The following is an 18954-nucleotide window of genomic DNA, read 5'->3' on the forward strand; positions in this document are numbered from 1 at the left end:
GTTCATTCCAGCCCAGCCAACAATTGGCCGATGCCTTGCAAAGTGAGGATATGGTCGGGCTCATGCAGGGCCAGTGCGGCTTCCGGCATGGTCGAAACCTGGGCTTCGGCGGGGTCTTGGACGACGGTGGTTCCGCCCAGTTCCTTGACCCTGGCCAGGCCTTTGGCGCCGTCGTCGTTGGCCCCGGTCAGGACAATGGCCAGCAGCTTCGCGCCATAGACGTCGGCGGCCGATTCGAATAACACGTCGATGGACGGCCGCGAATGGTGCACCGGCTCCTCCAGGCTCAACGACAGGCTGCGATCGGCCTCGACCGACAAATGGTAGCCTGGCGTGGCGACGTAAAGGGTGCCGGGGCGGATGTCCTGTTTATCCCGAGCCTCTTCCACCGGTATCGCCAGACGGTGATCGAGGACCTGAGCCAACTGGCTATAGCGTTCGTTGGGCAGATGCAGCACCACCAGGACAGGCAAACGGAAGCCTTTGCGCAGATGACCGAAGAGTCTGAGCAGTGCCTCCACGCCGCCGGCGGATGCACCGACGGCGATGGCTTCTATTGCGGATCCGGACCCGTCCGTTGTCTGGTTCATAACTTGCGATAGATCCGTTCCTGTTTGACCAACGGCTCGAACTGCTTGCCGAACATCGAGAAGTCCAGTGTTTCCTTGCTGCCCAGCACCAGGAAACCACGGTGACAGAGGGACTCGTGGAACAGTCCGAATGCGCGATCTTGCAGCTTTTTATTGAAATATATCAATACATTGCGACACGAAATTAATTGTGTTTCTGAAAATACACTGTCCGTCGCCAGGCTGTGATCGGCAAAAGTCACGTTCTCGCAAAGGGTCTTGTCGAACATCGCATAATCGTAGGCGGCGGTGTAGTAATCGGCAAACGAGTGTCGCCCCCCCGCCAACTGATAGTTCTGGGTATAGGCCCGCACGTTTTCCAAGGCAAAAATGCCCTGCTTGGCCTTCTCCAGCGACCTGGGATTGATGTCGGTGGCATAGATGAGCGTGCGATCCAACAGGCCCTCTTCCCGCAGCAGGATCGCCATGGAATAGACCTCTTCCCCCGTGCTGCAACCGGCGATCCAGATCTTGAGCGACGGATAGGTCTTGAGCAGCGGCACCACTTCCTGGCGGATGGCCAGGAAGTGCGAGGGGTCGCGGAACATCTCACTGACGGGAATCGTCAGCAACTGCAGCAGTTGCATGAACATGCCCGGATCATGCAGCACACGTTCCTGGAGCGCCGAGATGGTCCGGCATTCGAACTGGCTCAACGCGTGGTGAACCCGGCGTTTGATGGACGCGCCGGAGTAATCCCTGAAATCGTAGCTGTACTTGAGGTAGATCGCGTCGATCAGCAAACGCAGTTCAATGTCGGTGTCTCTTTCCACTAAATTCTTTCCATATTCGGCAACCACACGCGAATCAGCGAAAACAGGCGATCGAGGTCGATCGGTTTGGCCAGGTAGTCGTTGGAGCCGGCCGCGATGCAACGCTCCTGATCATCCTTCATGGCCTTGGCCGTCACGGCAATGATGGGCAGCTTGCGCCAGCGCGGGTCCTTGCGGATGCGCGCGGTGGCTTCGAAACCATCCATCTCCGGCATCATCACGTCCATCAGCACCAAGTCGATGTCTTCCACTTCATTGAGGCGCTCGATCGCTTCGTAGCCGTTACGGCCGATGACCACGACCGCCCCTTTTGCCTCCAGAGCGCTGGTCAAGGCAAAGATGTTGCGCACATCGTCGTCCACCAGCAGTATCTTGCGCCCTTCGAACACCTTGTCCCGGCTGCGGGCTGTCTTGAGCATCCGCTGCCTTTCATGGGACAACCGGGATTCGACTTTGTGCAAAAAGAGTGTCACCTCGTCCAGCAGGCGCTCCGGCGAACGAGCGCCCTTGATGATGATCGAGCGCGAATACTTGCGCAGTTCGGCCTCTTCATCGCGGGTCAGGTTGCGTCCGGTGTAGACGATCACCGGCGGGAATGAACAGATCTCTTCGGTGGACATGCGCTTGAGCAGGTCATTGCCCAACATGTCCGGCAACTTCAGGTCGATGACCATGCAGTCGTAGACATTGGTCCGCAGCAGATCCAAGGCCTGCTGGGCGAGGCCGACGGCGGTGATCTCGATGTCTTCGTCGCCGATCAGGCGGGTAATACTATCGCGCTGCAGATCGTCGTCTTCCACCAGCAGCACCCGCTTGACCTTCTGGGTCAACTTGGCCTCCAGGCGGGCGAACACTTCCTTGAGCTCTTCACGGGTGGTCGGCTTGACCGCATAGCCGATGGCGCCCATGTGCATCGCGGCTTCGACGCGGTCTTCGACGGAAATCACATGCACCGGGATATGCCGGGTCTCGGCCTGCTCCTTGAGCCGCTGCAACACCGTCAGCCCGGAATGGTCGGGCAGGCGCATGTCCAGCAGGATGGCATCGGGGCTCAGTTGCGAGGCTAGGTCAAAGCCTTCATCGGCACCATGGGCCACCAGGCATTGGTAACCCAACTCATGGGCGAGGTCGAACAGGATTCGGGCGAACTTGGGTTCGTCTTCGATCACCAGGATGCAACGGCCGTTGAATGGCGCCTTGTCCCGGTCGTCGGCGAAGCTGGCAATGGGCGGCTCTACCTGGGCAACCAGCGGTGCCACAGGGGACGCCGGCACATCGGTCACGGCGGCCGGCATAGCGGCCGTCGGCGTGAAGGTCCGTGGCTCCACCGGTGCCTCCCCAGGCTCGACATAGCGCTCAGGCAACACCAGCGTGAACAGACTGCCCTGCCCCGGCGCGCTGGAAACGGAAATCGAGCCGCCCAGCAAGGTCGCCAGATCGCGGGAGATCGACAACCCCAGGCCGGTTCCGCCATAACGGCGATTGGTGGTGCCGTCGGCTTGGCGGAATGCCTCGAAGATGCTCTGCTGCTGGTCGGGGGAAATGCCGATGCCCGAATCCCGCACCATGAAGGCAATGCCTGAACCCGGCTGGCCGGCCACGGATAGGCTCACGGTGCCTTGCTCGGTAAACTTCACGGCGTTGGACAACAGGTTCTTGAGTACTTGCTCCAAGCGCTGGCGGTCGGTGTACAACATCGCTGGCGCGTCGGGCAGTACCTGGACGTCGAAGCCCAGGCCCTTGTCCGCCGCCAGTGGCTTGAACATATCGCGCAAGCCCTCCACCAGGCGCGACACGCCGGTGTTTTCCGGGCGAACCTCCAGCTTGCCGGCCTCGACCTTGGAAATGTCGAGAATGTCGTTGATCAGGTTGAGCAGGTCATTGCCGGCGGAGTAGATCGACTCGGCAAACTTGACCTGTTCCTCGCTCAGGTTGTTCTGCGGGTTCTCCGCCAACAGCTTGGACAGGATCAGCGAACTGTTGAGCGGCGTACGCAGCTCATGGGACATGTTGGCGAGGAACTCGGACTTGTACTTGCTCGAACGCTGCAACTCTTCGGCGCGTTCCTGCAACTGGAGCTGGGCCAGGTTCAACTCGTTGTTCTTCTGGTCCATGGCGTCGCGTTGCTCGGCCAGTTGCTCGTTGGTCTGTTCCAGTTCCTGCTGTTGGGCCTCCAGATGGACCTGGGACTCCTTGAGAATCCGCGACTGCTCCTCAAGCTCTTCGTTGGCAGTCTTGAGCTCTTCCTGTTGGACCTGCAGTTCTTCGTTCAACTGCTGGGTTTCCGCCAGCACTTCCTGCAAGCGCTGCCGGTAACGGGCGGCTTCGATGGAGGTGCCGACGTTACCGGCAATCAGCTCCAGCAGCTCGATATCTCGCTCGGTCACGGGCCGCAGGAAGCCCAGTTCGATGACGCCGTTTACCCGATCGTCGTCGCTGGTCGGTACCACCACCACGCTGTTGGGCAAGCCTTGCCCCAACCCGGAGCTGACTTTCAGGTAATCGTCGGGGACGTTGTCCAGACGAATAAGACGTCCCTGCTGCACGGCCTGGCCGGCAATGCCTTCGCCGGCGACGATCATCTGATGCTGTTCGTCGTCCTCCCGGGAAAGACCGTAGGTGGCCACCCGCTTGAGCACGCCGCTTTCCTCCCGCGCATACAGCGCGGCGACGGCGGTGCCAAGGTACTTGGCGCAGAACTGCAGGATGTTGCGCCCCAACAGGTTCAAGGTCAGTTGCCCCAGCACCTGCTCGGCCAATTGGGTCTGACCATTGCGCAGCCAGGCCTGTTTTTCCAGGTGCAAGGCACTCTCTTGCTGTATCCGGAGGCTGGCGCCATAGCTGTTGGACAGGCTCAACAGGTCTCGCCGCCCGACATAGGCCAGCAATCCGCTGACAGCGGCAACGAACAGCAAATAGAGGGTGATGCTCCAGACCGTGGTGGAGCGCACCTCTTCGTTGCGCGCCGTACGCAATTGCTGCTCGGTTTCGACGATGTCTTCAAAGGTCTTGCGGATTTCGTCCGTCAGGCGCTTGCCGCGCCCGGCCTTCACCGCTCCCCGATAATCGCCGCTGCTGCGTTGCAGGTCGATCATGCTCTGGGCGTAATTGGCCCACTCCGTCTGGAGCGCTTGTACCTTGTGCAGGCGCTCGGTCTGGATGGGGTTGTCGGCTGTCAATTCCAGCAATGTCTCGAGCGCGACGGCAATACGCGGCCTGGCGATCTCATAGGGGTCGAGGAAGTGCTCGTCACCACTCAAGAGATAGCCACGCATGCCGGTCTCCAGATCCACGCTCAGCTTGATGGCTTCGTTGGCATTACTGATCACCCGATCGCTGTGCCCGACCCATTGGATCACCGACAGCAGATAGGTGATCAGCACAATGAAAAACACCGCGCTGAGGGCGCCCATGCCCAACGGCAGGCTGATATTGCGGCTCAGGAGCTTGCGAAAACTTTGCTCGTCAACCGAAGACGGAAGAGTCATGGAAAAGGCCTTGGCGAACAGTTGGAAAGCACGGAGTTTGCCCGAAAGACACGGACTGGATCCACATTTCTGACAAAGTCGAAGGCACAATTCTCACAACGGTCTGCCCCGTAGCAAGGAAGCGACTATCCTTGTCAGCTCTTGTACTATAGATCCTTTCTTGTACAGGATTGGGAACTTGTGCCGCCTCGCTACTTACTCATGCATGAGGCCTTTTTCGCCCTTCCCGATTTTATCTTCTGAGAATAACCACTATGTCCACCCCCGCCCCTGTCACGCCCGTCAACGTCCTGGTAGTCGAGGACGACGACATCGTCCGTATGTTGATCGTCGATGTACTGGAAGAGCTGGAATACCAGGTGCTCGAAGCGGACGGTTGCGACCAGGCGCTGGATTTCCTGCGCAACCTGGATCAACGGATCGACCTGATGATGACGGACATAGGCTTGCCGGTGATGGACGGCCGCGAACTGGCCAGGCAAGCCCGCCTGGTGCGGCCTGGGCTACCGGTTCTGTTCGCCAGTGGCTATGCCGAAAGCATCGACGTACCGGAAAGCATGGCGGTGATCGGCAAGCCTTTTTCCATCGATCAATTGCGCGACAAGGTCAGAAGCATTCTTTCTTGAGCCCAAGCGGATTCTTGGTCACTATCGGCGCCCCGCGCACCGACTGCGCCTGATCCAGCCCAAGGAAATGCCTGCCCATGCCTCATCCCGCCGCCCTCAAGGTCCTGGTCATCGGTTATGTCTGGCCCGAGCCGCGTTCATCGGCGGCGGGTGGGCACATCATGCAGATTCTGGAAGCTTTCCTCGGGCAAGGCTGGGACATCACCTTCAGCAGCCCGGCGAGGCCTGGGGAGAACCGCGCGGACCTGATCGAACTGGGCATCCGCGAAGTACCCATCGAACTCAACAACAGCAGTTTCGATGTGTTCGTCAGCGAACTGGCACCGGATATCGTCCTGTTCGACCAATTCATGATGGAAGAGCAGTTCGGCTGGCGGGTCGAGGCGCAATGCCCCGGCGCCCTGCGTGTGCTGGAAACGTCCGATTTGCAGAGCCTGCGCCACGCCCGGCATCAGCGCCTCAAGGACCGTCTGAAAGCTGACGATAGCTCCCAGGACTTCAGCGACCTTTTCGCGCCGAACCTGCCCGAGGAATTCCAGCGGATGGCCGACACCGATATGGCCAAGCGCGAGATTGCCGCCGTGTACCGCTGCGACCTGAACCTGATGGTGTCCGAGGTGGAGATCGAGCTGCTGGTGGAACAATTCAAGGTGCCCCGCAACCTCCTGCTCTGGTGTCCGTTGATGGTTGACCTGCCAGCCACGTCACCGAAGCCATTCGAGGACCGGGCGCACTTCTTGAGCATCGGCAACTTCCGCCATGCGCCGAACTGGGATGCCGTGCTCTGGATGAAGAACGCCATCTGGCCGCTGATCCGTCAGCAATTGCCAGGCGCGCAACTGCACCTGTACGGCGCCTACACCCCTCCGAAAGCTGCCGCGCTGCACAATCCGGCCCAGGGATTCCATATCATGAACTGGGCCGAGGACGCTCTGCAGGTGATGTCGGCGGCCCGCATCTGCCTGGCACCGCTGCGTTTCGGCGCTGGCATCAAGGGCAAGCTGATCGAGGCCATGCTCTGTGGCACGCCAAGTGTCACCACACCCATCGGCGCCGAAGCCATGCATGGAGAGATGCGGTGGCCCGGAGCGATCAGCCAGAGCGCCGAAGCCATCGCCGACGCCGCCGTGCAGTTGTACAGCGACCCGACCCGCTGGAACCTGGCCCAGGATGCCGGCCTGACGCTGCTGGCGGAGCGGTACCGCAGAGAGATTCATGGCCCGGCGCTGATTGAAAGTATCCAGGCGTGCCGTGCCAACCTGGCGCAACGACGACGTGACAATTTCACCGGCAGCATGTTGCGCCACCACCAGCACAAGAGCACCCAATACATGTCCCAGTGGATTGAGGAAAAGCACCGCAACAACGCGGCGGTGTAGCTGCCAGCATCGCTGATGGCATTTCACCGGCTGACCATCGGAGGACTATTCGGGGTTGGCACCTGACCGGCGAAGGGGGCATTATCCAGCGGCGATAACAATAAAAGTGCAGGCCCATGACCCGAACAGCAAGAGTCACCGACCCTTCCTACGAGTTGATGGATGACCATAACGGATTGTCCATCATCTATCGCCAGCACGGCTTTCCCTGTCCGTTGGTGCGCTGGCATTTCCATAAGGAATACGAGCTGCACCTGATCGTCGCCAGTTCCGGCAAGGTGTTCATTGGCGATTACATCGGCAACTTCTACCCGCAGACCCTGTTTCTCACCGGACCCAACCTGCCCCACAACTGGATCAGCCAGGTGGCCGAAGACGAAGTGGTGCCCAAGCGCGACATGCTGGTGAACTTCACCGACGAGTTGTTCGAGAGCGGAAATCAGGTCTTTGCCGAACTCAAGACCATCGCGCCGCTGCTCGAACGGGCCCGCTACGGCATCGAGTTCCGCTGCAAGCGAACCATCCGCCAGGCGATGATCCTGATGCAACGCATTGCCGACTCCCAGGGCATGAGCCGCCTGGGGTATTTTTTCATCCTGATGGAATTGCTGGCCACCACGGATGACTATCAGGTGCTCTCCGGCGGCGCGTCTTCGCAGATGACCGATGAGCACAGCATCGACCGTACCAACCGGGCCGTGGACTATATTTTTGCCCATTACGCCCGGGAACTGCCCCTGGAGGAAGTCGCCGAACACCTGGGCATGAAACCGACCTACTTCAGCCGGGTGTTCAAACAGGCTACCGGTCGCTGTTTCATCGAGTTCGTCAACCGCCTGCGCATCAGCAAATCCTGCGAATTGCTGGCCGACGGTGACAAGCCGGTCACGGATGTCTGTTTCGAGTCGGGCTTCAATAACATCTCGAACTTCAACCGGCGCTTCCAGCAACTCAAGGGCATGACCCCTTCCCATTATCGGCGGCTGGCGGTGCAGCGGTTGACCGAGCAGAACCAGGGCTGAGACTTTACTCCCCTGTGGCGAGGGGATTAATCCCCGCTGGGCTGCAAAGCAGCCCCAAAAATTTCTCTGCCACTGCGGTTATCAATCGGAATGCAGGGGGCTGCTTTGCAGCCCAACGGGGATAAATCCCCTCGCCACAGGTTAATCCTTTCACCGCTGCCCCGGCTCAGTGCAAAAAAGTATCAGCACCAGTGCGACGGATGATTTGTCACGACGTCCATTGAAGGCTGTAATCAGCGCACATTCTTCCCTTCATCCGGAAGACAAAAAACAATAACTGTCCTTCCGCCGCCTTCCGGCACGGAAAAGGAGTGCGCGATGAAACCTTCGGTAAAAGCTCTGCTTGTTTCCACCTGCATGACCCTCAGCAGCGTCAGTTTCGGCGCACAGACCCTCACCATTGCCACTGTCAACAACAGCGACATGATCCGTATGCAGAAGCTCTCGAAGACTTTCGAGACGGAGCATCCGGACATCAAGCTGAACTGGGTGGTGCTCGAAGAAAACGTCCTGCGTCAACGCCTGACCACCGACATCGCCACCCAAGGCGGACAATTCGATGTACTGACCATCGGCATGTACGAAGCCGCACTCTGGGGCGCCAAGGGTTGGCTGGAGCCGATGAAGGACCTGCCGGCCTCCTACGACCTGGACGACGTCTTCCCTTCGGTACGTGACGGCCTGTCCGTCAAGGGCTCGCTGTATGCCCTGCCGTTCTATGCCGAAAGCTCGATCACCTACTACCGCACCGACTTGTTCAAGAATGCCGGGCTGACCATGCCCGAACACCCGACGTGGACCCAGATCGGTGAGTTTGCGGAAAAGCTCACTGACAAGAGCAAGGAACAATATGGCCTGTGCCTGCGGGGCAAGGCCGGCTGGGGCGAGAACATGGCGCTGATCACCACCCTGGCCAACGGCTACGGGGCGCGCTGGTTCGATGAGAAGTGGCAAGCGCAATTCAATGGCCCCGAGTGGAAAGACGCGCTGACCTTCTACGTCGACAACATGAAAAAATCCGGCCCACCCGGTGCGTCGAGCAACGGCTTCAACGAGAACCTGGCCCTGTTCAACAGCGGCAAATGCGCGATCTGGGTCGATGCCAGCGTCGCCGGCTCGTTCGTGACCGACAAGACCCAGAGCAAGGTCTCCGATCATGTCGGCTTCACCTTCGCTCCCCACGAAAAAACCGATAAGGGCACCTCCTGGCTGTACTCCTGGTCACTGGCAATCCCGACCAGTTCCAAGGCCAAGGATGCGGCCAAGCTCTTCAGCAGCTGGGCGACCTCCAAGGAATACAGCCAACTGGTCGCCAAGACCGACGGCATTGCCAACGTGCCGCCAGGCACCCGCACCTCGACCTACAGCGACGAGTACATGAAAGCCGCGCCGTTCGCCAAGGTCACGCTGGAGTCGTTGAAGGTCGCCGACCCGAAAGCCCCTACCCTCAAACCCGTGCCTTATGTCGGCATCCAGTTGGTGACCATTCCCGAGTTCCAGGCCATCGGTACCCAAGTGGGCAAGTTCTTCTCGGGTGCACTGACCGGCCAGCAGAGCGTGGACCAGGCGTTGACCGCCGCGCAGTCCACTACCGAGCGCGAGATGAAGCGCGCCGGGTATCCCAAGTAACTGTGCCGCATCCATTTCTGTAGGAGATCCAGTGTGGGAGCGAGCCTGCTCGCGATGACGGTGTGACAGCCACCTCGATGGCGAAGGTCGGACGCTATCGCGAGCAGGCTCGCTCCCACAAGGAATTGCTCCCACATTTGGGTTCTTCATAGGCCAGCACAAAACGGTTCAATGCCATGAATACTTCAACGACAACTGCCAAAGCGCCTCTCGAACTTGCCGCACCGACGCGCAAGATCCGCCTGGCGAACCCCGGCTGGTTCCTGGTCAGCCCATCGGTAGCCCTGTTGCTGCTGTGGATGATCGTGCCCCTGGGCATGACCGTCTACTTCTCGATGATCCGCTACAACCTGCTCTACCCCGGCGAAAACGAGTTCGTCGGGCTGGAGAATTTCACGTATTTCCTCACCGACTCGGGTTTCATGCCCGGTGCCACCAATACTTTATTGCTGGTAGGCAGCGTGCTGCTGATCAGTATCGTGTTCGGGGTGTTGATCAGCGCGTTGCTGGAGGCCAGCGAGTTCTTTGGCCGCGGCATCGTCCGGGTCCTGCTGATCTCGCCGTTCTTCATCATGCCCACCGTGGGCGCGCTGATCTGGAAGAACCTGATATTCCATCCGGTCTCGGGGATCCTCGCCTCAGTGTGGAAACTGTTCGGCGCGCAGCCGGTGGACTGGCTGGCCCACTACCCGCTGCTGTCGATCATCATCATTGTCAGCTGGCAGTGGCTGCCCTTCGCGATCCTGATCCTGATGACGGCCATGCAGTCCCTCGACCAGGAGCAGAAGGAAGCCGCCCGCCTGGACGGTGCCGGTCCGATCGCGATTTTCTGGCACCTGACCCTGCCGCACCTGGCCCGGCCGATCGCCGTCGTGGTAATGATCGAAACCATCTTCCTGTTGTCGGTGTTCGCCGAAATCTTCACCACCACCAACGGCGGCCCCGGCTACGCCTCGACCAACCTCGCCTACCTGATCTACAACCAGGCGCTGGTGCAGTTCGACGTCGGCATGGCTTCGGCCGGTGGCCTGATAGCCGTAGTGATTGCCAACATCGCCGCCATCCTCCTGGTGCGGATGATCGGCAAAAACCTCACTGACAAGAACTGAGGCCGCCATGACACTTCAACAATCCCGTCGGCTGCAAAGCCTGTTGCTGGGCACGCTGGCCTGGGCCATCGCGATCCTGATCTTCTTCCCGATCTTCTGGATGGTGCTGACCAGCTTCAAGACCGAAATCGACGCATTCGCCACGCCGCCGCAGTTCATTTTCGCGCCGACGCTGGAGAACTACCTGCACATCAATGAACGCAGCGACTACTTCACCTTCGCCTGGAACTCGGTGGTGATTTCCTTCAGCGCCACGGCCTTGTGCCTGCTGATCGCGGTACCGGCGGCCTACTCCATGGCGTTCTACGAAACCCAGCGCACCAAAGGCACCTTGCTGTGGATGCTCTCCACCAAGATGCTGCCGCCGGTGGGCGTGCTGATGCCGATCTACCTGCTGGCCAAGAGCTTTGGCCTGTTGGATACCCGCATTGCGCTGATCGTCATCTATACGCTGATCAACCTGCCGATCGTGGTCTGGATGATTTACACCTACTTCAAGGACATTCCCCGGGACATCCTCGAAGCCGCGCGGCTGGACGGCGCCACCTTGTGGCAGGAGATGGTTCGTGTGCTGCTGCCGATTGCCAAGGGCGGCCTGGCCTCCACCGTGCTGCTGTCACTGATCCTGTGCTGGAACGAGGCCTTCTGGTCGCTGAACCTCACCTCGTCCAAAGCCGCGCCGCTGACGGCCCTGATCGCTTCCTACTCGAGCCCCGAAGGGTTGTTCTGGGCCAAATTATCCGCCGTCTCGACCCTGGCCTGCGCGCCGATCCTGATCTTCGGCTGGATCAGCCAGAAGCAATTGGTCCGCGGCTTGTCCTTTGGCGCCGTGAAGTAACGCGCCCTACACCCTAATCAGACGTGGAGGCCCATCATCATGGCCAACCTGAAAATCAAGAATCTGCAAAAAGGCTTCGAAGGCTTTTCCATCATCAAGGGCATCGACCTTGAAGTGAATGACCGCGAGTTCGTGGTCTTCGTCGGCCCGTCTGGCTGCGGCAAATCCACCTTGCTGCGGCTGATCGCCGGCCTGGAAGAAGTCAGCGACGGCACCATCGAGCTGGACGGACGTGACATCACCGAAGTCAGCCCGGCCAAGCGCGATCTGGCGATGGTGTTCCAGACTTATGCCTTGTACCCACACATGAGCGTGCGCAAGAACATGTCCTTCGCCCTCGACCTGGCGGGCGTGCCCAAGGCCGACGTCGAGAAGAAGGTCAACGAAGCCGCGCGCATCCTCGAACTCGGACCGATGCTCGAACGCAAGCCCAAACAACTGTCCGGCGGCCAGCGCCAGCGGGTGGCAATCGGCCGGGCCATCGTGCGCAATCCGAAAATCTTCCTGTTCGACGAACCACTGTCCAACCTCGACGCTGCCCTGCGCGTGCAGATGCGCCTGGAACTGGCGCGGCTGCACAAGGAACTGCAGGCGACCATGATCTACGTGACCCACGATCAGGTCGAAGCCATGACCCTGGCCGACAAGGTGGTGGTGCTCAACGGCGGACGCATCGAGCAGGTCGGCTCGCCCCTGGAGCTGTACCACCAGCCGGCCAACCTGTTTGTCGCCGGGTTCCTCGGTACGCCGAAAATGGGTTTTCTCAAAGGCAAGGTCAGCGCACTCAACGGTCAGGGTTGCGAAGTTCAGCTGGACGCCGGCACGCGTATCCAACTGCCAGTGAACGGGGCGAGTCTCAGCGTCGGCAGCCCAGTCACTTTGGGCATCCGTCCGGAGCACTTGAACCTGGCGCAGCCCGGTGAGTGCACGCTGCAGGTCATCGCCGATGTCAGCGAGCGCCTGGGCAGCGACACCTTCTGTCACGTCAATACCGCGTCCGGGGAAGCCCTGACCATGCGGGTTCACGGCGACCTGGCGAGCCGGTTCGGCGAACAACTGAACCTGCACCTGGACGCCCAACATTGCCATTTGTTCGATGCCGATGGCGTAGCGGTCACCCGTGTGCTGCGCGCCGCCGCCTGATTACCGAGACTTGTGATGAAACTCAACCGCCAGAACCTGCATAACCTCAAGCCGGAAGTTGCCCTGCCCGCCTATCCCTTGGGCGATCTCCGCCAAGGCATCGCCCACATCGGTGTCGGCGGCTTCCATCGGGCTCACCAGGCCTACTACACCGACGCGCTGATGAACACCGGCGCCGACCTGGACTGGGCCATCTGCGGCGTTGGGTTGCGGGCCGAAGATCGCCGCGCCCGGGACGACCTGGCCAGCCAGGATTATCTGTTTACCTTGTACGAACTGGGCGACACCGACGACACCGAAGTCCGCGTGATTGGTGCCATCAGCGACATGTTGCTGGCCGAAGACGGCGCCCAGGTGTTGATCGACAAACTGGCGGATCCGCAGATCCGCATCGTTTCGCTGACCATTACCGAAGGCGGCTACTGCATCGACGACAGCAACGGCGAGTTCATGGCCCATCTGCCGCAGATCCAGCACGACCTCGCCCACCCGGATGCTCCGACCACGGTGTTCGGCTTCCTCTGCGCCGCCCTGGCCAAACGCCGCGCCGCCGGGACGCCGGCGTTTACCCTGATGTCCTGCGATAACCTGCCCCACAACGGCGCGGTGACCCGCAAGGCATTGCTGGCCTTCGCCACGCTGCACGACGCCGGACTGGCGCAGTGGATCGACCACAACGTGAGCTTTCCCAACGCCATGGTCGACCGCATCACCCCCATGACCAGCGTCGCCCATCGCCTGCAACTGCACGACGAACACGGCATCGACGATGCCTGGCCGGTGGTCTGCGAGCCATTCGTGCAGTGGGTGCTGGAAGACAAATTCGTCAACGGACGCCCGGCCTGGGAAAAGGTCGGCGTGCAGTTCACCGATGACGTCTCCCCCTATGAGGAAATGAAGATCAAACTGCTCAACGGCAGCCATCTGGCCCTGACCTACCTGGGGTTTCTCAAGGGTTATCGCTTCGTCCATGAAACCATGAACGACCCGTTGTTCGTGCGTTACATCCGTGCCTACATGGACCTGGACGTGACGCCACAGCTGGCGCCGGTGCCGGGCATCGACCTGGACGACTACAAGGACACCCTGGTGGAGCGCTTCTCCAACCAAGCCATCGCCGACCAGCTGGAGCGGGTGTGCTCGGACGGCTCGTCGAAGTTTCCGAAATTCACCGTGCCGACCATCAACCGCTTGATTGCCGACGGTGGCGAAACCCGCCGCGCGGCGCTGGTAGTCGCGGCCTGGGCCGTGTATCTCAAGGGCGTGGACGAAAACGGCGAGAGCTACAGGATTCCTGACCCGCGGGCAGAATTCTGCCAGGCACTGGTGGCCGACGATGCGCTGGTGACCCAGCGGATGCTGGAGGTCGAGGAGATTTTCGGCACGGCGATCCCGCGCTCGGCGGAGTTCGTCGCGGCCTTCGAGTGGTGCTGCAACAGCTTGCGCGAACATGGGGTGACCCGGACACTTGAGCGGGTGTTGGTCGACGCAGACTAAACTGCACGCGGTTGATCGTTCCCACGCTCTGCGTGGGAATGTAGCCAGGGACGCTCTGCGCCCCACAAGCCGAACGCGGAGCGTCCGTCGAGGCATTCCCACGCAGAGCGTGGGAACGATCTGTCACGGTTCAGTGTCACGCACATGAGGGTTTCTATGGCAAATCAACAGTTGTTCCTGGGCATCGACTGCGGCACCCAAGGCACCAAGGCCTTGATCCTGGATGCGAACAGCGGCCAGGTCCTGGGCCAGGGGGCCGCAGCCCACACCATGATCAGTGGTGCCAATGGCCGGCGTGAACAAGACACCGGGCAATGGATCGATGCGTTCATCCAGGCCACTCACCAGGCCTTGGCGGACGCCGGTGTCGATGGCCAGGCGATTCTTGGCATTGGCGTCTCCGGCCAGCAGCATGGCCTGGTGTTGCTCGATGAGCAGGATCAGGTACTGCGCCCGGCCAAGCTCTGGTGCGACACCGAAAGTACCCCGCAAAACGATCAACTGCTGATGCACCTGGGCGGGGAAAGCGGCGCCCTGGAGCGTCTCGGAGTGGTCATCGCCCCTGGCTACACGGTGTCCAAGCTGTTGTGGACCCGGGAACACCATCCGCAGATTTTTGCTCGCATCGCTCACATCCTGTTGCCCCATGACTTCCTGAACCACTGGCTCACCGGCCGTCATTGCAGCGAATACGGCGATGCCTCGGGCACCGGCTATTTCAACGTGCGCACCCGCCAATGGGACCTGCAGCTGTTGCAGCACATCGACCCCAATGGCCGGTTGCAAGCGGCGCTCCCTGAACTGATCGAGGCCCATCAGCCGGTGGGGCGCATCCTGCCGGCCATTGCCGCACGGCTGGGCATCAACCCCGATGCCATCGTGGCAAGCGGCGGCGGCGACAACATGATGGGCGCCATCGGCACTGGCAATATCCAGCCCGGCGTGATCACCATGAGCCTCGGCTCCTCCGGCACGGTGTACGCCTATGCCGGCGAGCCCGCGATCAGCCCCGAGGCCTCGGTAGCGGCCTTCTGCTCATCCAGCGGCGGCTGGCTGCCGCTGATCTGCACCATGAACCTGACCAACGCCACCAGCGCGATACGCGAACTCTTCGAGCTGGACATCGAGACCTTCAACACCCTGGTGGCCCAGGCCCCGATCGGCGCCGAAGGGGTCTGCATGCTGCCGTTCCTCAACGGTGAGCGGGTCCCCGCCCTGCCCCATGCCACCGCCAGCCTGCTGGGCCTGACGACCACCAACCTGAACCGGGCCAACCTGTGCCGGGCCGTGGTCGAAGGCACCACCTTCGGCTTGCGCTATGGCCTGGACCTGCTGCGCGCCACCGGACTGGAAGCACGGAGCATCCGCCTGATCGGCGGCGGCTCGAAGAGCCCGGTATGGCGGCAGATCGTTGCCGACATCATGAACACCACGGTCATCTGCACTGAACAGAGCGAAGCGGCTGCCCTGGGCGCGGCGATCCAGGCGGCGTGGTGTCAGTCCGGATCGCAACAAAGCCTGGCCGAACTCTGCGAGCGTTGCGTCAAACTCGACACGGCCAGCGAAACCCGGCCGGTCGCCGAACATGTCGCGGCCGCCCAACAAGCCTACGAAACCTATCGACAACACGTCGCAACCCTTTGAGAGCAGACATTCATGTATCTGGTGTGTGGTGAAGCACTGTTTGATTTCTTCAGTGATGAAGAAGAAGGCGGCCGGGCCTCGCAGGTCAATTTCAAGGCCATCGCCGGCGGTTCGCCGTTCAACGTGGCGGTAGGACTGCGTCGCCTGGGCGTGGAGTCGGCGCTGTTTGCCGGACTGTCCAGCGACTTCCTTGGCCGGCGCTTGCAACAGGTCCTGCTCGACGAAGGTGTCGGCACCCAATATCTGCAGGACTTCGATGCACCGACCACCCTGGCGATGGTCGCCGTGGGCGCAAACGGCTCGCCCCATTACAGTTTTCGCGGCGAAGGCTGCGCGGATCGGCAACTGGGCCTGGAGCACCTGCCCGAATTGGGCCCTGAAGTGACTGGCCTGCATTTCGGCTCGTTCTGCCTGGTGGTGCAACCGATCGGCGACACCCTGCTGGCGTTGGTGCAACGGGAGAGCGGCAAGCGCCTGATCAGCCTGGACCCGAACGTGCGACTCAACCCGCAGCCGGACATCGAACTGTGGCGCTCACGGATTGCAACGCTGGTGGAGTACGCCGACCTGATCAAGGTCAGCGACGAAGACCTGAGCCTGCTCTATCCCGAACAAGATCCCCAGGTGGTGATCGAAGGCTGGCTGGAACATCGTTGTCAGTTGGTGTTCCTGACCCGCGGTGGTCAGGGCGCAAGCGTGTTCAGCCGTCGCCATGGCACCTGGTCGATGCCGGCCTGCTCGGTGAAAATCGCTGACACCGTGGGTGCAGGCGATACGTTCCAGGCTGCCTTGATTACCTGGTTGATCGAACAGCAATTGGACTCGGTCGAGGGCCTTCTGACTCTGACCCGGGATCAGATCAGCGCCATGCTCGACTTTGCCATGCGTGCAGCCGCACTGACCTGTGGCAAGACCGGACCGGACCTGCCCTATCGCCAGCAGTTGAACTGACCACTTCCCCCAGCGCCTGCCGCTTCGTCTGGCATTGCGGCAGCCTGGGTGTAGCCGGGTGTTTCACTTAACCCACTTTTAATTCCGCGATCCGAGACTGGCCCGGACCGCGCCCTCCCTGACAGAGTCGCCGCGCGGCGGATCTCGATGCCAAGGCATCAAGTCGACGTCTCTCTGCTGCGGAGTTTTGAACATGAATACGAGTGCGCTAGTAGCTGCTGCGACCTTACTGGGCCTGATCGGTATCACCGGTGTGGCTCAGGCGGACGATACCCCAGAGTCCACGCCCTATCACTATGGCATGCCATTGGAAATCAAGAAGGTGTTGTCATTGACGGAACCGTCCACACCCTATTGCGAAGTCATCACTGCAAGAATGGTGTACGTCGACAAGGCGGGACAAACCCGAGACGTGTCCTATCGCAAGCTTTCGGATGCTTGTACGAGCGAAAGTTGAATGCCATCGTCGCATTGAAACTGGACGCCGGGTTCGGCTATCGGCCGGACCCGGGCGTCAGATTACCGAGACAAGGCCGTGATCAGCGCCCGGTCATACGGTGATGCTGTTGATGAAAGTAGTTCCCGTTACCGTGGTTGTGGTCGAGTTCGGTGCGCAGCTCGGCAATCAGGTCGTTGATCGCCCGGCAGCCCGTGAGTTTGTTGGCATCGATGTTGGACTTGATCAAGGCCACACGGTCGGTTTCATGATCGTCGAAAATCTTGATCGTCATGGTCAAGTCGGGTGACAAAGTGCATTGCGAGCGCTTGGGCAGCAAACTGCTTTCAATGATATTGCGCATTTCGAGGGCAGATAAAAACATGGCAACTCTCTCCTGTTGAGGCGGCCAATTTATGTTTACAACAACAGTATTTCGTCCGTTTCTTCCCTGCGGACTGAGACTACGAATACCGTGCCGTATGTTCATTTCTTGGCGTTCTGATCAATGAGCCCGGGAAGCGAACTCCTGAATCATCCCGCAAAGAACATGCCTGCATTTGCCACATTTTTGTTTGATGTAAATCAACCACTTAGTGAGCCGGCGCGTCGAACATTCCGTGCAAAATGCAAGAGAACGACGCTTTCCTTCTTGCAAACTGCATGCAGACCGCAATCACTTATTGCTGTCGAAGGCTAGAGTAGCCCCATTTTGCAAAGGCGGCCCCGGGCATCCGTCGGGTATTTGAAAAAAGCGATGACAGGTCATGTCACACCGTTTCGACGGCGGCGCGCTCGGCCACATGGCGCAAACTGTCGAAATTGATGTTGGCCCCGGAGTCAATGGCGATCAAAGTCTGGCCCCGTACACCGGTGCGAGCGACGTACTGTTTGATGCCCGCCACGGCCAGGGCACCGGATGGCTCGGTGATGGAACGGGTGTCGTCATAGATGTCCTTGATCGCAGCACAGAGCTGGTCGTCGCTGACGGTTATCACCTCGTCGACACAGAAGCGGCAGACTTCGAAGCCATGGGCGCCGATCTGCGCCACGGCGACACCATCGGCGAAGGTTCCCACGGCAGGCAGGACGACTCGCTCTCCGACGGTCAGCGCCGCCTGCAGGCAAGCGGAATGCTGCGATTCCACACCGATGATTCGGACTTCCGGACGCAGGTATTTAACGTAGGCTGCAACCCCAGCGATCAGCCCGCCACCGCCGACCGGGACGAAGATGGCGTCCAGCGCACCGACGTGCTGGCGCAGTATTTCCATGGCGACCGTGCCTTGGCCGGCGATGACATCCGGGTCATCGAACGGTGAAACGAACTCTCGGCCGGTCTGCCTCGCCAGTTCCAGTGCATGCGCCAGGGCGAACGGAAAGCTCTCGCCATGCAGCAGCGCCTCGGCGCCCCGGTTGCGTACACCCAGCACTTTCAATTGCGGCGAGCTCACCGGCATGACGATGCAGGCCGAGATCCCCAACTCCCGTGCCGCCAGAGCAACCCCTTGGGCGTGGTTGCCGGCCGAGGCGGTGATGACCCCACGGGCCCGTTGCTCCGGCGTCAACTGCACGAGCTTGTTGTAGGCACCGCGGATCTTGAAAGAAAAGGTTGGCTGCAGGTCCTCACGCTTGAGCAGGACCCGGTTTCCCAGGGCTTCGGAGAGCGCAGGAGCCGCTTGCAGCGGCGTACGCACGGCCAGTTCGTACACCGGCGCGGCGAGGATCTTCTTAACGTAATGCTCCAGCAACGTTTGCTGGGGGTGGGATGCGTTCATGGCGGTCTCCTG

The 18954-nt window shown here is 60.5% G+C and carries 15 protein-coding genes and 1 pseudogene; 11 read left to right on the forward strand and 5 right to left on the reverse strand.

Going from position 1 to position 18954, the window contains the following annotated elements; genetic code table 11:
* Positions 1-2: 2 nt before the first annotated feature.
* From N005_RS22640 to N005_RS22650, 3 genes are read right to left on the reverse strand one after another with little or no spacing between them, the layout of a single operon-like run.
* Positions 3-590 (reverse strand): chemotaxis protein CheB, encoded by a 588-nt coding sequence (locus N005_RS22640; protein ID WP_047703222.1) that lies wholly within the window; start codon positions 588-590, stop codon positions 3-5.
* The gene (locus tag N005_RS22645; RefSeq protein WP_047703223.1) at positions 587-1402 is read right to left on the reverse strand and encodes a CheR family methyltransferase; all 816 of its coding nucleotides are present in this window, start codon (positions 1400-1402) and stop codon (positions 587-589) included. Before N005_RS22645 ends, N005_RS22640 begins: the two co-directional genes overlap by 4 nt.
* Positions 1402-4890, reverse strand: coding sequence for a response regulator (locus tag N005_RS22650; RefSeq protein ID WP_047703224.1), 3489 nt, complete (start codon positions 4888-4890; stop codon positions 1402-1404). Before N005_RS22650 ends, N005_RS22645 begins: the two co-directional genes overlap by 1 nt.
* 254 nt (positions 4891-5144) lie before the next feature.
* On the opposite strand from N005_RS22650, the gene N005_RS22655 reads away from it, so the two are divergent.
* The 11 genes from N005_RS22655 to N005_RS22705 all read left to right on the forward strand — a co-directional run bounded on the left by N005_RS22655 (position 5145) and on the right by N005_RS22705 (position 17185).
* Positions 5145-5516: a response regulator gene (locus tag N005_RS22655; RefSeq protein ID WP_047703225.1), complete on the forward strand. Its 372-nt coding sequence runs from the start codon at positions 5145-5147 to the stop codon at positions 5514-5516.
* Positions 5517-5593: 77 nt separating this feature from the next.
* A complete protein-coding gene (locus N005_RS22660) occupies positions 5594-6895 on the forward strand; it encodes a glycosyltransferase (protein WP_047703226.1) in 1302 nt (433 codons plus the stop codon).
* Between the two features lie 116 nt (positions 6896-7011).
* On the forward strand, positions 7012-7917 hold the full coding sequence (locus N005_RS22665; protein WP_047703227.1) for an AraC family transcriptional regulator: 906 nt from the start codon (positions 7012-7014) through the stop codon (positions 7915-7917).
* 318 nt (positions 7918-8235) lie between these two features.
* Entirely contained in the window at positions 8236-9546 is a 1311-nt protein-coding gene (locus N005_RS22670) for an ABC transporter substrate-binding protein (protein ID WP_047703228.1), read from the forward strand.
* 176 nt (positions 9547-9722) lie between these two features.
* On the forward strand, positions 9723-10655 hold the full coding sequence (locus N005_RS22675; RefSeq protein WP_047703229.1) for a carbohydrate ABC transporter permease: 933 nt from the start codon (positions 9723-9725) through the stop codon (positions 10653-10655).
* 7 nt (positions 10656-10662) lie between these two features.
* Positions 10663-11493 (forward strand): carbohydrate ABC transporter permease, encoded by an 831-nt coding sequence (locus N005_RS22680; RefSeq protein ID WP_047703230.1) that lies wholly within the window; start codon positions 10663-10665, stop codon positions 11491-11493.
* A gap of 39 nt (positions 11494-11532) precedes the next feature.
* A complete protein-coding gene (locus N005_RS22685; protein ID WP_047703231.1) occupies positions 11533-12636 on the forward strand; it encodes an ABC transporter ATP-binding protein in 1104 nt (367 codons plus the stop codon).
* 15 nt (positions 12637-12651) lie between these two features.
* Positions 12652-14133, forward strand: coding sequence for a mannitol dehydrogenase family protein (locus N005_RS22690; protein WP_047703232.1), 1482 nt, complete (start codon positions 12652-12654; stop codon positions 14131-14133).
* Between the two features lie 156 nt (positions 14134-14289).
* Complete coding sequence (xylB, locus tag N005_RS22695) at positions 14290-15777, forward strand: xylulokinase (protein ID WP_047703233.1); 1488 nt, start codon at positions 14290-14292, stop codon at positions 15775-15777.
* A gap of 12 nt (positions 15778-15789) precedes the next feature.
* Positions 15790-16728: a carbohydrate kinase family protein gene (locus N005_RS22700; protein WP_047703234.1), complete on the forward strand. Its 939-nt coding sequence runs from the start codon at positions 15790-15792 to the stop codon at positions 16726-16728.
* Positions 16729-16921: 193 nt separating this feature from the next.
* Positions 16922-17185, forward strand: coding sequence for a DUF2790 domain-containing protein (locus N005_RS22705; RefSeq protein ID WP_047703235.1), 264 nt, complete (start codon positions 16922-16924; stop codon positions 17183-17185).
* Positions 17186-17267: 82 nt separating this feature from the next.
* Here N005_RS22705 and N005_RS22710 read toward each other — a convergent pair whose 3' ends face one another.
* Positions 17268-17549, reverse strand: a complete 282-nt coding sequence (locus tag N005_RS22710; RefSeq protein ID WP_047703236.1) for a DUF1652 domain-containing protein — start codon at positions 17547-17549, stop codon at positions 17268-17270.
* A 403-nt stretch (positions 17550-17952) separates the two neighbouring features.
* Positions 17953-18942 (reverse strand): annotated as a pseudogene (gene ilvA / locus N005_RS22715) (threonine ammonia-lyase, biosynthetic); the annotation flags it as partial.
* Positions 18943-18954: the final 12 nt, after the last annotated feature.

Source organism: Pseudomonas mediterranea CFBP 5447 (assembly GCF_000774145.1).
GTDB classification, from domain to species: Bacteria; Pseudomonadota; Gammaproteobacteria; order Pseudomonadales; family Pseudomonadaceae; genus Aquipseudomonas; species Aquipseudomonas mediterranea.